Origin of the sequence: Spirosoma sp. 48-14 (genome assembly GCF_001898575.1) — a bacterium.
Lineage (GTDB): Bacteria > Bacteroidota > Bacteroidia > Cytophagales > Spirosomataceae > Spirosoma.
Genome location: NZ_MKUD01000041.1, coordinates 1 through 15,736, shown reverse-complemented (window position 1 = coordinate 15,736; position 15,736 = coordinate 1). Strand labels below are relative to the sequence as shown.

At 48.0% G+C, this 15,736-nt stretch carries 15 protein-coding genes; 4 read left to right on the top strand and 11 right to left on the bottom strand.

All coding sequences use genetic code 11. From position 1 onward, the window contains the following. Nucleotides 1-28: 28 nt before the first annotated feature. Complete coding sequence (locus tag BGO59_RS20350) at nt 29-607, bottom strand: hypothetical protein (protein ID WP_293686183.1); 579 nt, start codon at nt 605-607, stop codon at nt 29-31. Nucleotides 608-812: 205 nt separating this feature from the next. On the opposite strand from BGO59_RS20350, the gene BGO59_RS20345 reads away from it, so the two are divergent. Then, on the top strand, nt 813-1,397 hold the full coding sequence (locus tag BGO59_RS20345; protein WP_293686181.1) for a hypothetical protein: 585 nt from the start codon (nt 813-815) through the stop codon (nt 1,395-1,397). 22 nt (nt 1,398-1,419) lie between these two features. Here BGO59_RS20345 and BGO59_RS20340 read toward each other — a convergent pair whose 3' ends face one another. Continuing rightward, nucleotides 1,420-2,298, bottom strand: coding sequence for a diacylglycerol kinase family protein (locus tag BGO59_RS20340; RefSeq protein ID WP_293686180.1), 879 nt, complete (start codon nt 2,296-2,298; stop codon nt 1,420-1,422). Between the two features lie 264 nt (nt 2,299-2,562). Further along, nucleotides 2,563-3,300, bottom strand: a complete 738-nt coding sequence (gene fabG / locus BGO59_RS20335; RefSeq protein ID WP_293686179.1) for a 3-oxoacyl-ACP reductase FabG — start codon at nt 3,298-3,300, stop codon at nt 2,563-2,565. A gap of 152 nt (nt 3,301-3,452) precedes the next feature. Here fabG and BGO59_RS20330 point away from each other — a divergent pair, with 152 nt between their 5' ends. Continuing rightward, entirely contained in the window at nt 3,453-3,896 is a 444-nt protein-coding gene (locus tag BGO59_RS20330; RefSeq protein ID WP_293686177.1) for a nuclear transport factor 2 family protein, read from the top strand. 36 nt (nt 3,897-3,932) lie between these two features. Here the strand turns inward: BGO59_RS20330 and BGO59_RS20325 are convergent, their stop codons facing one another. Beyond that, a complete protein-coding gene (locus BGO59_RS20325) occupies nt 3,933-5,162 on the bottom strand; it encodes an acyltransferase (RefSeq protein WP_293686175.1) in 1,230 nt (409 codons plus the stop codon). A 127-nt stretch (nt 5,163-5,289) separates the two neighbouring features. On the opposite strand from BGO59_RS20325, the gene BGO59_RS20320 reads away from it, so the two are divergent. Then, on the top strand, nt 5,290-5,697 hold the full coding sequence (locus BGO59_RS20320; RefSeq protein ID WP_293686173.1) for a MaoC family dehydratase: 408 nt from the start codon (nt 5,290-5,292) through the stop codon (nt 5,695-5,697). 152 nt (nt 5,698-5,849) lie between these two features. Here the strand turns inward: BGO59_RS20320 and BGO59_RS20315 are convergent, their stop codons facing one another. Continuing rightward, entirely contained in the window at nt 5,850-6,032 is a 183-nt protein-coding gene (locus tag BGO59_RS20315) for a histone H1 (RefSeq protein ID WP_293686171.1), read from the bottom strand. 143 nt (nt 6,033-6,175) lie between these two features. Beyond that, the gene (locus BGO59_RS20310) at nt 6,176-7,480 is read right to left on the bottom strand and encodes a pyridoxal phosphate-dependent aminotransferase family protein (RefSeq protein WP_293686169.1); all 1,305 of its coding nucleotides are present in this window, start codon (nt 7,478-7,480) and stop codon (nt 6,176-6,178) included. Nucleotides 7,481-7,682: 202 nt separating this feature from the next. Here BGO59_RS20310 and accC point away from each other — a divergent pair, with 202 nt between their 5' ends. Further along, on the top strand, nt 7,683-9,173 hold the full coding sequence (gene accC, locus BGO59_RS20305) for an acetyl-CoA carboxylase biotin carboxylase subunit (RefSeq protein ID WP_293686167.1): 1,491 nt from the start codon (nt 7,683-7,685) through the stop codon (nt 9,171-9,173). Nucleotides 9,174-9,222: 49 nt separating this feature from the next. Here accC and BGO59_RS20300 read toward each other — a convergent pair whose 3' ends face one another. From BGO59_RS20300 to BGO59_RS20280, 5 genes are all read right to left on the bottom strand, one after another. Further along, nucleotides 9,223-10,122: a DUF2167 domain-containing protein gene (locus tag BGO59_RS20300; RefSeq protein ID WP_293686165.1), complete on the bottom strand. Its 900-nt coding sequence runs from the start codon at nt 10,120-10,122 to the stop codon at nt 9,223-9,225. Between the two features lie 192 nt (nt 10,123-10,314). After that, nucleotides 10,315-11,427: an AAA family ATPase gene (locus BGO59_RS20295; protein ID WP_293686163.1), complete on the bottom strand. Its 1,113-nt coding sequence runs from the start codon at nt 11,425-11,427 to the stop codon at nt 10,315-10,317. A 69-nt stretch (nt 11,428-11,496) separates the two neighbouring features. Continuing rightward, on the bottom strand, nt 11,497-12,414 hold the full coding sequence (locus BGO59_RS20290; RefSeq protein WP_293686161.1) for a PorP/SprF family type IX secretion system membrane protein: 918 nt from the start codon (nt 12,412-12,414) through the stop codon (nt 11,497-11,499). A 160-nt stretch (nt 12,415-12,574) separates the two neighbouring features. Further along, nucleotides 12,575-14,953 carry a carboxypeptidase regulatory-like domain-containing protein gene (locus tag BGO59_RS20285; protein ID WP_293686159.1) on the bottom strand — a complete coding sequence of 793 codons (2,379 nt, stop codon included), beginning with the start codon at nt 14,951-14,953 and terminating at the stop codon, nt 12,575-12,577. 258 nt (nt 14,954-15,211) lie between these two features. Continuing rightward, on the bottom strand, nt 15,212-15,736 hold a 525-nt coding region (locus BGO59_RS20280; protein ID WP_293686157.1), incomplete at its 5' end, for a PorP/SprF family type IX secretion system membrane protein.

Here is a 15,736-nt window from a genome sequence, read left to right as displayed (position 1 = left end):
GAATGCGAGGGTATCCATCAATAAATCACTACTCAATTTTGACATTTCGCAACTCGATCCGTTCGGGTACCGTATCGAATCGCCAGCGCTCTCCGTAAATGGATTCGTACCAGATTTTTACCCGAATATCCCCGCGCCCAATGGCCTCATCGACCCATCGTCCTACGTGTTTATGGTCGATATTGCAGAGTTCAATGGCCTGCCCTGGTGAGATAACCCGTTCGGGCCAAAGGTCGGATTTAGTAACACTATAGCCCTCTACATCGGCTGGCTTCACCTCACCTTTCGCCAGTTTCTCACTCACTATAACCTCGGCTATTCGTCGGAGATCGCTATACCGTTGTTTCTTATAAGTAATCTGTGTCTCTTTGACGATGGCCGGACCTACACCATTATTTACAAAAATCATTGCGATTTGCCAGGCTTTATCTCCTCCGCTATCATTGAGGTAGCTATCCATGATCGGCATAACCGACGCGTACTGCTGGGTTCGTTGCAGATACGCCTGATAAAAGGTTATTCCAATGGCGCAGAAGCTGGACACAACAGCCAGAATACTCAGGTAGGTATCGAGACTTACGACGACTTTGCGGGTTGAACGGGGCATACTAATCACATTTTAATAGTTGTCTACGCTCAGATAAGCAGACGATTACAAGCAATAGCTTTTCCGCAAGGCAGTATCTGTGCTCCCAGCGGCTTACAAATTCAACAAAATGCGTTTTATTAACCAGCCTTTTACGAAATACGTCTTACGGCCTGGCAGCAACAAAAGGCCAAATAAACAACTCAATGTATTACAAAAGTGATGTATGACCACGACCTGTAAGCAATTTGCAGTAGCCGCCCTGTTTGGTGCAGCTCTTTTCACGTCTTGTAGTCGCCCGACTGCTTATTTTCAGCGCAGCCCAGCCGAGGCCGTTCAGACTCGCACCACCCAAACGGCTAATCCCGTTGCCCTTCCTTCTTCTACTCCATCATTTACTGAGTCGGTTTCCCTAGAAACGGTTGCGAATAGCCTGCCTGATACGTACACCCGTAACGATAACAAACTGGTGGCCAGCAAAAAATTGGGTAAGCGTATCGAACAAATGAAGCATCTGCTGGCAGCCTCTCATAGCACGCTGGCACCAACTGCCGTTGCCGCCCCTCGCAAACTGAACTTGATAGAGCGAATCGTACTGAAGAAGGTAAATAAGAAGATCAGCCACCGACTTGCTCCCGCTCATCCCGACAAGGCCATGCTGAGCAAAGGGCCTATCCTGATCGGTGGCGCTGTCCTGCTAACAGGAGGCTTATTATTGCTGATTATGGGTTCTGGTACCGTTGCGTTTATTGGCCTGATTGCTTCGTTGATTGGCGCGCTCGGCGTTATTCTGGGTCTGTTTGAGTACTAGAACGTTGTCCAAAACTGGCTATCTACAATAGTACCAACAGACTACCCGGTAATATGCGCACCTCTGCCCGGCCTGTGGGTAACGTCAGCGGTTCGCCATCGGCGTGGATAAGCAACGGCCCATCAGTCTCTACCACCGCTTTGGTAATAGATCGTCCACGCCAGTAGCTCGACTGGTTCAGGGTTTTGTTGAAGAGTCGCCAGGTTAGCATACCAGCCGCCTGAGTCGGAAACGGTCTGATCTCACACTGTTCCAACCTCCCGTCAGCGATGTTAGCTGTTGGAGCCATCCAGGCATTATTACCGAATTGTCCGGCATTAGCGAAGGTCATTGAAAACAAGGCTTTCGCCTGTCCGTCAATTCGGTATTGCTGCGGTTTATAGGCCCAGAAGGCTCTAAAAGCAGTTCGGATATAGGTAGGTAACCCACGCACAGGAGCTTTGGCAAATTCGTGCGCTACGTACGCTTCAAAGCCCATGCCTGCGGTGCAAAAGAATGGATACTCATTAATCTCACCACTATCGATCACCACCGGGCGCCCACTCAATGCCCGATCTATGGCCTTCAGTGGATTCAGGGGAACGCCAAGATGTCGGGCCAGCCCATTACCGGACCCAATAGGTACGATACCCAGGGACGTCGATGTCCGACGAAGGGCCTGGGCTATTTCGTTGATAGTGCCGTCTCCACCGATGGTTAGTACCCGGCTTACGCCACGCTTCACAGCATCGGTCGCCAGTTCGGTAGCGTGCCCAGCATGCGTTGTCAACAGAACTTCGGGATCATAGTCAAGTGCTTCTGCACGACGCACAAACGCATCCAGAAGCACTTTCTTTTGATCAGCCGATGTTGTGCCTGAGTTGGGATTAATAATGGCCAGAACTTTTGACCGAATTGCCACGTCGATGAAGTAAAGATTACGATTGCACTGTCTGTTCCCTTCCCTGTCAGGAGAAAAAAATAAACAGCACTAGAATGAACACAACGATAAAAATGTAGTACCAGCCGTCTGAAAAAATATACGGCTTATACTCCTGATAAAACTCCTGAATTTTTTTCCACATGATCAAGTTACGGTCAATACATCCGTAAAGATAACGGTTTACGGTGGGCAGACCATGCGAAAGTAACTTATGCATCCGGCCTACCCGAATACCGTAACCCATTAAATCGCCTGTCCACCGTTTACGGCTAAAACGTGGCCATTCACAAATGAAGCTTCGTCGGATGCCAGGAATAGGTAGGCATAGGCAATATCTTCGGGTTTCCCAATCCGTCGGGCAGGAATAGACGCAACGGCATGATTTCGAACGTCATCTGGCATGGCATCGGTCATGGCGGTTTGGATAAAACCGGGCGCTACAGCATTGGCAGTAACCCCTTTAGGGCCCAGTTCTTTAGCCCACGACCGGACCATTCCAATGATACCGGCTTTGGCAGCTGCGTAGTTCGTTTGTCCGAATGCCCCATGTACGCCGTTGATCGACGACGTACAGATGATCCGACCGTATTTCTGCTCGACCATATACGGGGCTACGATCTTCGTGCAGTTAAACACGCCCGTCAGATTTACGTCAATCACTTGCTGCCACTCGGCAAACGACATTTTCAGCAGGGTTTTGTCGCGCGTGATGCCTGCATTATTAATCAGAATATCGATCCGGCCAAATTCGTCAACCACCTCCTTGGCTGCCGTTTCTATAGCTTCGACATCCGTTGTACTAACGTGCTTGAACTCACAACGAAACCCCTGAGAACGTAACGTTTGTGCAGTAGATTCGCCTTCGTCCAGTACATCCCAGATAATGACGGTGGCCCCTTCCTGACAAAAAACTTCGGCTGCTTTCTGGCCAATACCCCGTGCAGCACCCGTAATAATGGCAACTTTATTTAGTAATCGCATAACTTCCGGTTTAGAAACAGAGTAATCATATCGTGCAGCGAATAACGCTAAACTATTGCTTACTTGTCAATCAATTCCTGATTAACTTACTGCCACCCAACAACCCCATATTTGACTTGTCATCTTATTATACACCATAAAGCCTGCTTATAATGCGCCTACTTATTACCCTCTTTGCTCTTAGCTTATTTTTAGAAACAGGTGTACACGCTCAATCCATTGGCACCGCCCCTGATCGACGGGCCATTCTCCAGATTTTGAAACGTCAGACCGACGACTGGAATGCCGGGCGTATCGATAAGTTTATGACCGCCTATTGGGTGTCTGACTCACTCACATTTATAGGAAAAGCGGGCATTACCTATGGCTATCAGGCTACCCTCGAAAACTATAAAAAGCGATACCCCGACCGTGCTGCCATGGGGAAGCTCCGATTCGATGTACTAAATATGGATTTTCCTAGTTCGAATGTTGCCTATGTGATTGGCCGATTTCATCTGACCCGGCCCAAAATAGGGGATGCCGATGGCTATTTCACCTTACTTTGGCATAAAGTCAAACGACGCTGGGTCATCATCAGCGACCATACGAGCTGATTCAACTAGAGAACGAGTGGTTTTAGGTAGCTAATTTCACTTGTTCACTCGTTCACTCATTAAAAGCGTTGGCTCTTTTGCTGAAATCCGTTCGCGGAGTTCGGTGACGGGCTTTTCAAAGAAGTAGTATAGCAGCGTTGACGCCACAAAGACCAGCAGCCAGAACAACCCAACTTTAGCCCAGCCCACGGCAAACGATGTAGTGGGTATCCGTTCAATGATGTTCAACATGATGGGCGTCAGATTCAGTAGGTACATCGAATAGGAAATCAGACTGATGTGCGTAATAACCCGACTGATTCCGGCCTTTGCCCAAATGCCCGTTGCCGTCCGCCAGCCATCCATATACGGCACAATCAGAGCCATACTTAACCCCATCAATGGAAAATAGAACGTCCGTTTGAAAAATGTATACCCCAGATGGACACCCGCTTTATAGTAGTAGCCAATGACCAGAATCGATGCCGAAAAAGAAACCAAAGCACTAACCAGTATCCCAATCAGTAACAATCGTCGCTGGAGGGTCTTATTGGTCCACTGGTTCGGGAAGTAGTTTTTTGCATAAGCTGCCAATACGCCATAAGAAATTGCATCCAGCCGGGTCATAACCATTCCCCGGTATTGCAGCTCACCTTCTGAAAGAGGGATTTGAAGAGCCGTAATGAATCGATATAGATTGGTTCCGACAATAATGGTCAGGATGGTAACCAGTACAATTCGCTGCCGCGACCACCGTGCCGAAAACAGCGCATGCATACCCCACAGTACCAGCGGGAGCGTGATGTACGACCATTCCTCAATGGCCAGGCTCCAGGTTTCGGGAAAAAAGTCGGGAACAGGGTTCGCAAAATTCTGAATAAACAGGTAATACTGAATCAACGTCGCCTTTCCGGGCAATGTATGGTGTAGTCCACTTCGCCACGCCCGTACCAGCGCGAACAGGATCAGCCCCGTCAGCACCAGGTAATAATTGGGCAGGGTACGAAACCAGCGTCGCGTCCAGAAATTTAGTAGTAGTTCTTGATTGAAATGACCCTTCTTTTCGTACGATCGAATCAAAATGCCGCCGATCAGAAAGCCGCTCAGCACAAAAAACAGCTCAACGCCATCGGGAAGCAGATGGTGTATAAATAGCCCATTATAGTATTCTTTCAGCGCAATGGTCGCATGAGCATCTACAACAATCAGAATCGCCAGCGCCCGCATTACATCCAGCCCAAATACGCGCTTTGCTGCCGCATCGGTTGAAAACAGTTTCGTAAGCATAAGTATCCGCGAAGGTAAGACTCAATGAATAATGTATAATGCAAAATGACTAATGATTCGTGCTTCTATACGATCTTTGCCCCACCGTCATTCTCCATTTTACCTTATTCATTATTCATTTCCGCCTATGGAATTTGGCTTACATGCTGTTCATCGCTATAGCTTTCGGTTCTCGCAGGCCGACGTAGTTGATTTTGCCAGGGTTACGGGCGACAATAACCCGTTGCACCTCGATGCCGATTTTGCCGCTCAAACCCCGTTCAAACGCCCAATTATCCACGGTATGCTGGGAGCAAGTGTCTTCACAAAAGTACTGGGCACCGAATTCCCAGGCTATGGGTCCGTTTATTTAGGACAAACGCTGGAGTTTTTACGACCCATGTTTGTTGATACCGACTACGAAGCTACGTTTACTGTTCAGTCGGTTGATCCGGTTAAGCACACCGCTCAAATCCTCGGCGAACTCAGAGATGTCCAAACGGGCAAAGTAACCACGCGGGGCATAGCCACTCTGATGCACCGGGAAAAGCTATAAAGATATGTACGGTGGCTGGCGGATGAGTAGCTTTTTTGCCGACTCACTCATATACCGAAGTCCGTACTACGTTAACCAAATAAAAACTCCCCTGTAAAGACATTGCCTTACAGGGGAGTTTTTATAGTTGGCCAACTGACCAGATGCTAACGCTACTTGGTTGCTGTGTTCTTGGTATTTTGAACTTCAGCCCGAATGTCTTGCGCCAGCGTTTTCAAATCTTGCATTCCTTTCCGAACGCGGGTACCGGCAGCCTGGTTATTTTTCTCGTAAAACTTCTCGAAATCACTCTCGAGCGACATAACCAAATTCTTTACTTCATCGAAGCGTGCCATAGCGATACGTATGGGTTTAAGTGTGAAAAATGCCCAAATTCCGCTAAAAACGCGGTTTTGGTTGGAAATTTAAGCATTCTATCATACAGCGCAATAGCTGAGCCAAAAAAATGCCAAAAAAATCCTATTTTCAGGACAAAACCCTATTCTGTAGCCGCTTCGGCTGATACTTGCAGCGTTTTCTGGGCTATTTCGGCAGCAAATTTCTTATAGTAACCTTTTTCAAGCCGTTCGCCTACTACAGAAAACGCATTTAATGTATACGCTACATCGTCGAGCGAATGCGAGGCCGTTGGAATGATACGCAGCATAATGGTTCCTTTCGGCACAACCGGGTACACAACAATCGAACAGAACACGCCCATATTCTCGCGTAAATCTTTCGTCAGAGCAGCTACTTCTGGTACGCCCCCCTCCAGGTTATGCAGGAACACAGGAGTTACCGGCGATTGGGTATCACCAATATCGAAGCCCCGTTCGCGCAAACCACTTTGCAGTGCCCGAACGTTTTCCCACAGCTTATCGCGGAATTCCGACGAGTTGCGGATCATCTCCAGACGCTTCATTCCACCTACTACATACGGCATTGGAAGTGCCTTTGCGTAGGTTTGCGAACGCATATTGTACTTCAGGTACATGATGATGTCGTGGTCAGCTGCGATAAAGGCGCCGATGGCGGCCATCGACTTGGCAAACGTCGAAAAGTACAAATCGATGCCATCCTGGCAATCCAGCATTTCGCCAACACCAGCACCTGTTTTGCCCATCGTACCGAATCCATGCGCATCGTCGACCAGCAGTTTAAATTCATACTTTTCTTTCAGCGCAACGATTTTATCCAGGCTACCTACCTTACCCGACATCCCAAATACGCCTTCCGTGATAACCAGGATTCCTCCTCCTTTTTCGGCGGCTTTTTTGGTTGCCCGTTGCAGGTTTTTGTCCAGGCTGTCGATGTCATTGTGGTTGAATTTATAGTATTCACCCATCTTGGCCTTGTGCAAACGAATCCCATCGATCAGACAGGCGTGGCATTCGGCATCATATACGATAACATCGCGGTGATCAACGATTGCTTCGATAGCCGACATAACGCCCTGGTAGCCATAGTTCAGCAGAAATGCGTCTTCTTTACCGACAAACTGAGCCAGTTCCTGCTCAAATTGCTCATGAAGGTCGCTATTTCCCGACATCATACGAGCACCCATTGGGTAAGCCAGCCCCCACTGCTTCGACGCGTCAGCATCGGCTTTCCGAATCTCAGGATGATTGGCTAAACCCAGGTAATTGTTAAGGCTCCAGTTCAACACCTCCTTGCCCCGGAAACGCATGTGAGGCCCAAGCTCTCCTTCCAGTTTAGGGAATGCGAAATAGTGGTGGCCATTAAAATCCCTTGCCGGTGAACCGATGGGCCCTAAGTTGTTACGCAGTTTCTCAAATAAATCCACTTTTTATTGGTGTTTATCAGGCTACAGCCTCGTTTTTTTATACGGTAAGTGCAAAAATACGGTTATCTTTTGGTAGCGCAAACGGAAGTCATAAAATTCAATTCCGTATTATTGCCACGAAGTAGTCATTCTGCGTCCTGTATGGTCATGAATAAGGCCGGTCAATGAATGACACCCCATGACAATGAATGCCCAAAGCCCAATGACCATAAAAAAAATTCTTGTTGCCAATCGGGGTGAAATTGCCCTGCGGATTATGCGTACTGCCCGCGAAATGGGTATTCAAACCGTTGCTATCTACTCAGAAGCCGATCGCAACGCCCTGCATGTTCGCTATGCCGACGAAGCCGTTTGCGTTGGTCCGCCCCCTTCCGCCGAATCATATCTCCGCGCTGATGTGATCATTGACGTGTGCCGAAATCTTCAGGTTGATGCCATCCATCCTGGATACGGCTTCCTGTCTGAGAATGCCAATTTCGCCCGGCAGGTACGCGAGGCCGGCCTCATTTTTATTGGACCATCGCCCGAAAGTATTGACGTTATGGGGAGTAAACTGGCGGCCAAAGCTGCCGTAGCCGGTTACAACATTCCTATGGTACCGGGTACACCATCGGCGATTACGGATCGCACTGAAGCCAAAGCTATTTCAGCCAAAATTGGCTATCCGATCTTGATTAAGGCCAGTGCGGGTGGTGGTGGAAAAGGCATGCGGGTGGTGGAGCAGGAAGCCGATTTCGATGAGCAGATGGATCGCGCGGTCAGTGAAGCACAGTCGGCTTTTGGCGACGGGTCGGTGTTTATTGAAAAGTACGTTACCTCGCCCCGGCACGTCGAGATTCAGGTACTTGGCGACCAACATGGCAACATTATTCACCTGTTCGAACGCGAATGTTCGGTGCAGCGTCGCCACCAGAAAGTGGTGGAAGAAGCGCCATCGGCTATTCTGACACCCGAAATCCGGGAAGCTATGGGTCGTGCGGCTGTCGATGTAGCCCGAGCCTGCGGCTACTATGGAGCGGGTACCGTTGAGTTCATCGTCAACGACAAACTCGACTTTTACTTCCTCGAAATGAATACCCGTCTTCAGGTTGAACACCCGGTTACGGAACAAATCACGGGCGTGGATCTAGTGAAGCAGATGATTTATATTGCCGAAGGGAAACCATTGACCATCAAACAGGAAGATTTACAGATCAAAGGTCACGCTGTCGAAGTGCGCGTCTATGCCGAAGACCCTGCCAATAATTTCCTGCCCGATGTTGGTACGCTCGACACGTATGTGCGTCCACAGGGCAATGGCGTGCGCGTTGACGATGGTTTCGAACAGGGCATGGCTATCCCGATCTATTACGACCCGATGATTGCCAAACTGATTACGTATGGTGACTCACGCGAGGAAGCCATCCAGAAAATGATCCGGGCCATTGATGAATACGAAATTTCGGGGGTACAAACGACCTTACCGTTCTGCCGTTTCGTCATGGAACACGATGCCTTTCGCTCCGGTCAGTTCGATACAGGATTTGTAAGTCGCTATTTCACCCCTGATAAACTTACTCCCACACCCGACACGCACGAGCGCGAATTAGCGGCCGTGCTAAGCGCCTGGCTTCTGGAAACAGCCAAGCCCAAACCGAATGGGGCTACTGTTACGGCCGCCCGGCAAAGTAAGTGGAAAGCCAATCGACTTTAAAGCAACCAGCCATAAATGAAACAGGAGCCGTACTTGGCTCCTGTTTCATTTATGAAGCTTCACTAGAAGGCTCCTCAGTTACCTTTCTGGAGAATAAGAATCGACGCAGGGCCGAGAAGCCACCAGCGACCGTTACCACTATCAGCTTCCAGAATTTTAAGAGTAATGCGAAGAAACCTGCTTTAGCCAGTACTTTACCAGCTACTAATCCACCAATACCCACTGCGGCCACTACATCCATTTTTGGATCAAAATCTGTGTATTTATTTCCAGGTTCAAACGTAACGCTACCAATCACCCCCGGTATTTGCTGTTTAACTAAGGGGAGTTCATCCATACTGGCAATAGCATTCAGACTCATCACCCCTTTTCGCCCCAAAATACGTACGTCATAATTCAACGTGTTAATAGTAGAGGTATCACCAAACTTTATTTCCTTAGCCCAGTGTAACACTTTATGCGCTTTATCATAATACGGAGCCGATGCCCAGCCGACCAGTGCAATTGATTCATAGCCATTCTTTATTCTTTCTTTACTGGCCTCTTCGGTCCCCTCTTTCATTTCCTCAAGCAGATCGGCATAATCAATATCATCAGCATCCTCATCTTTAACATAACCCATTTCGTCATACGTTACATTAAATGCCCATGACTTATCCGCTATTGGACCGCCATCCAGCGGAAATAACATACCCTGGGTCGATGTGGCTACATCTGCCGGGTTTCCCCAAATGTCAACTAATACTCGTCGGCTTTGTGTTGCATCCAGGAATTTAAATCCTTTGGGTACAGTCAATTTCGCCATTCCCTTGTTCAGCAAAATGGTTCCCGTCTGATAGGAGAAGGTGCGGTTAATTGAATCAACAACAGCCTGTCTGGGATCGGCTTGAGCAAATAGTAATGCTGGAACTACACACAGATAGCTTAATACATGGATAAATTTTGTCATTGAAAAGTCGAAGATTAAACAAGCATGAATATTGGTTAATAATAAAATGCAAGTACAAATAGTAAAAATTTTTTATTATTTGGTATACAAATAATAAGCCTTCCCGATTAACTGGATGGCTCTATTCATCCAGTTAATCGGGAAGGCTATTGAGCAAAGCTCGTTAAATAAAATTTCCTAAGTAACGATTAATCAAAAACCCATTCTGACCTCCTGTCGCTCACCCGAAACGGTCTGCTCATCGAGATTGAAAATATCCGCCAGAGTCATGGGTTGACTAGTACGGTAATCCATGCTCAGGTGCTCAAGCAGTCGGTTGGCTTTGGTAGGAGCCAGTTTTCCGAACGCATAATCGACCATCAGGCGGCCTTTTCGAAGGAGAGCTTTATCCAGAAGATGCTTGCTGGCATTAAACGTTGCAATGACCTGAATATGCATGCAGTCGGCAAGTAGTCCGTCGGTCAGATTCAGGATGTTAGATACACTATTGGTATCGCCACCGGCCTCGCGCGATTGCAGAATCCGTTCGGCATCCTCAATGATCAATACCGAATCTTTATTATCCAGTAAAAACGGAATAATTTCGGGGGAAGTCAGGTAGTTGGTCATGTAAGGAGGCAAGATGAGCATATCCTTTTTGACCAGCGAACTCAGGTATTTGATATAGGTTGTTTTGCCCGTTCCAGGCTCGCCATGCAATAAAATCAGCCCTTTACTCTTGGGCTGCGCCAGTAACGCTACCAGTCGCTCATGAACCGCCGGAAAATCGTCGTTATAATGAAGCTCCAGGTCGATTTCGGGCGGCAGAATTTCGACCCGCTCGGTATGTAAACCACCCAGGCCGCTTTGGATGAGGTAAATATGCGTCTGGTTATCTTCATGAACGTATCGGTGTTCCTGAAAGCCATCCAGTAAGCTTTTAGCAGATGTTTCGTCGCGAAAATATCCGTATAATCGAATAAACCGATCACCGACAAACTCCGCCTTCAGCACCAATCCCTCATCATGCTGATAAATTCGTTCGATAACATGCCATCCTTTATCGGTAACGCGGGTTGAGTGATTGATTAATACAAATCCCCGGCTATCGAATAACTGTTGGGCCGAGGGCTTAAAATCATCATTGAAATGAAGGTAATTGGGATAGCTACCAAATGCCTGAACAAAATGAGGAGCCAACGGAAACTCTCGGTCGAGATCGCTGGGAATATATAAATTCTGAATACTGGATTGATTAGGCATACGACTGCTGGCCGACAAATAGCGCAACATATCGTTCCTGAAAATCGCTTCGTTGGCTTCCAATCGGTCGTTATGTTACGTTTCTAAAGTACCAATGTACTATTTTTTTGATAGACTACCCCGGTCTTTTAATCAATAGGTAGTGGAAAGTACGTTGGGGGCAAATCGGAGCATAATCTCATGAACACTCTTCTGATCGTACTGCATAGCGTTAGGGCTTTCGGGAGTTTGTGAATTAAAGATGTACCCTATCCGAATGGATTTACTCAACTGATATTCGGCAATCGCCTGTACATAATTGGTCGAGATATAGCCCGGACTGTTTTGCCGGTACGATAGACCAAAGCCAAACTGCTCCTGAAACCAGGCTCGCATGTTGATATCGAATCCCATGGGCCGATCCGCTATTTTCGACAGCAGAACCGATGGAATCAGAACGGTATTCTCACCCACCTCAAAGGGTACCCCTACCTGCAGCATGATCGGCTGAACACCTTTGAATGAATACCTACCCGTAATATCCTTGATTTGTCCGCTTAACTCAGGCGCTGATATACCTGCAAAAAAGCGGTCAGAGCGATAATAGATACCAACACCCAGGCTACTTACGGCGCGGTTAATGCTCGTTGCGCTGGTAACATCGTAGAGCGGCACTACACTAACTCCCCCCTGAACGCCTATGGAGAGTTTTGCCAGCGCAGGGAGATTAAACCGATACGCTACACTTCCGTAAACACCGGTGGCTGTAAACAACCCCATACGATCATTTAAGGCCTGAAAACCGAGCCCGATACGACCATGGGCAATAGCTCCATCGGCCGAAACACTTTGCGTGACTGGCGCATACCGAACACTGATCCATTTCCGCCGAAGAAAGGCTGTCAGGTGAAACGATTCGCGACTTCCCGCATAGGCTGGATTAATACTGAGCGGGTTCAGGAGGTATTGTGAATACAACACTTCCTTTTGACCGAACGCATGCTGACTGGTAATCAACAAGGTAATGCCTCCTAACAAAAATGAGGCTAAAACCGACGTAAAAACACGCATAGAGCTGCTGAAAAAAGTGGCTCAAATTGCAAGGTTTTGCCTGAAAAACCTACTTAAAATTAGTACATAGCAAAACACGGAGCCGACAAGGCGCTTCACAAAAGAGCGTACTGCTTCTCTGTGAAGCGCCTTGTCGGCTCCGTGCCATTTAGGGATCATACTAAAACTTCAGAATCTTGATCTCTGTCCGGCGGTTTTGCTGATGATCTTCTTCAGGGCAGTTGACACCGTCTTTGCATTTATTCAATAGCTGACTTTCGCCATATCCTTTAGCGATCATTCGCTTAGCGGCAATTCCTTTCGACTTGATGTATGAAACAGCTGCTTTCGCCCGGCTACTCGATAACGTAGCGTTGTATTTGGCCGATGCGCGGCTATCCGTATGCGAGCGCATTTCGATATTCATGGTTGGATATTTTTTCATCAAAGCGACTACTTTATCCAATTCAACAGCGGCATCGGGCCGGATCTTCGATTTATTCAGGTCGTAATAGATGTTGTCAATCTTAATAATGTCGCCTTTCTTGAACATAGCGATATCGGTCGATCCAACGCCCTCTTTGGTGATCCGGCTACCCGTTGTACCCATGTTGTCTTTCATGGCTTCGATGGCATAATCACAGCCGGGTTTGACCGCAAATTCATAGCTGCCATCGGGGCCAGTAGTGGTTTCCTGAGAGGTCCCGTCGCACTCATTTACCAGTACGACTTTTACTCCCTCGATAGGTTGTTTATCGGTTTGGGTCGTAATACGCCCACGCAGCGTTGTCATACCCAGCGTTGGTTTTTCTTCCACCTTCGGTTTTGAGAGCGGAATTTCAATCCGCGAAGGCTGGTCGTCGGACATATCTTTCGTTGAAAAACCGATTTGATTATCCAGATACCCTTCCCGACTAGCCAGGAATTTAAAGTCGCTATCGACATTCAGGCAGACCCGCAACAAACCTTCGGCATCCGTTTTAAGCTGTTTTTGGCCATTGCTGGCTGGATTATCCAATGCAACCGACGTATTGGCCAGCGGCTGCTTGGTTTCTGCATCAACAATACTGACGGTGAGTTCGCGGCAGGGGTACAGCGAGCCTTCGCGGGTAAACCGATACAGGTCGTCATCAGCTCCTCCGTTTTTGCGGTTACTGCTGAAATAACCACTCATCCGGTCACCATCGGTTACAATCCCAAAATCATCTTTCGATGAGTTTAACGGCTCACCCAGGTTCCGCGATAGCAAAGCCTGCTGCCCATCGGGCGAAAGCTGAGCGTAGAACATATCCAGATCACCCAGGCCAGGTCGTCCATCGGAAGAGAAGTAGATATTTCCTTTTTCATCGACAAAAGGAAACAGTTCATTCCCTTTCGTATTCACTTCCTTGCCCAGGTTGACGGGTTCGCCCCATTTTCCGTTTGTCCATTTTGATACATAAATATCGGTGCCTCCAAATCCGCCGGGCCGGTCAGATGCGAAATAAAGAAGTTGATCGTCTTTCGATAGTGATGGATGCCCGGTCGAGTATTCGTCATTGTTGAAAGGCAACTCTTCCGCTTTGCTCCAGATCCCACTCGTTTGTGTAGCTGTATATAGCTTTAGTTTATTAATCCCGTCGCTACTTTTCCGGTATTTACCACCGTTGTAGTTATTTCGGGTAAAGATCACCCGCGAGCCATCTTTAGTAAAGGTTGCAGGCCCTTCGTGGTACTTGGTATTCAAGGTCCGGCTAAACTGGTCTGACTCGCTAATAGGCTGATCTTCATAACCCTGACTGATATTAGTACCACCATAGAACCCAACCGTTCGGGAATCATTGGCAGTCGGGGCCGTAAAATCATCACTACCTAATGGCCGAATCAATTGGGTACGAATACGTTTGCTTGCCGATGTACCACCGCCTAAGCTAGCTGCTTTTGAGCCACGAATCGTTTTCAGATCGGGCAGATAATATAAGTCCAGAAAGGGCGTGTTGTTCCACTTGAACACACGTTTAACACCACTACTTCCGTTGCCCGTCGACACAAAAACCAACCCATCTTTATACATCATGGGGCTGAATTCGGCCTGGCGGGTATTCATGCTCAGGAATTCGACCTTATAACTCCCGGCATTGCGCGTTAAAGCACTTACATCCTGATATAATTTCGAAAACCCCTGCCCACGTTTGTCGCTTGTCTGGGTAGCCCCGTATTTATCATATGCCTCCTGAGCTTCGCGGTATTTACCGTTACTAGCCAGTGTCTGAGCGTAGTATAAATAGCACTTGGTATAATCCGTTGGCAATGCTCCCTGACTGATGAGTTCGCGATACACGCGCTCGGCATTGGGCATATCACGCGTTTGCTGATAGCTATACCCTAATTTAGCCCGGGCCGCCAATCGATCCGTTTCTGGAAGTGTAGATGGACTCTTCAGCGCCTGTTCATACAGTTCAATGGCTTTGGTGTAGGCTAACTGATCAAACTGGCGGTCGGCCTGTTTTACTAACGACTGAGCCAGAGCCGGTCTTACCATGACCCAGGCAAGTACGATAATAGAGAAAATATGCTTCATACACTATAAAAGTTGGAAAACTTCAGTAGCAAAAAAGAAAGGGTACACTCTGCCGGAATCCAGAAGAATATACCCTTTCCTAAGCAAAATCTACGCCGAAAATGAATACGAGAAAGGTCGAATGAGCGAAAGATCGAAAAACCTCCTGTACCCTTACTACCTACCCTAAACACCAAAGCGTGAATGAGTAAAGTAGCGAAAAACCTGCCTCAGCAGTTCGCTACTTTACTCATTCACGCCTTCGTACTTACTCTCTCTTTAGAAATATCTCGGCGTCAGGATACGGTTCTTACCGAATCCAAACTCATACCGAATCATGATCTCGTGCGAACTCGGAGCCACACTCTGTAACCCGTTCATCGTCCGATCATACGCATAACCGAAACGGAACTGATCCGTCAACTGGACCTCCAGCATCCCTACCACCGCATCCGTCGTGTAGGTCGACCAGGTCGAAAACTGGTTCCGACGAATCGAAGCACCAAGCGCGATCCGATCGGCAAACCAGAAGTTGATGTTCCCATCAAAACCCAACGGAGCTCCTTCCGCATACTTCACCAGCATCGAGGGCTTCATCTTCACTACCGGACTGATCCCCACCACGAAACCGGCCGCCAGGTACGCATGACGAGCCTGCACCGACCGATAATCTCCTACGTTGTACTCACTCAACCGATTCTTGATCAACCGGGGGACCGATAAGCCCAGATACGCCTTGTCGTTGCTCAGGTAAATCCCCGTCCCGAAGTTGGGAAGGATCTTGGAGATGTTGCTGGCAAAAGC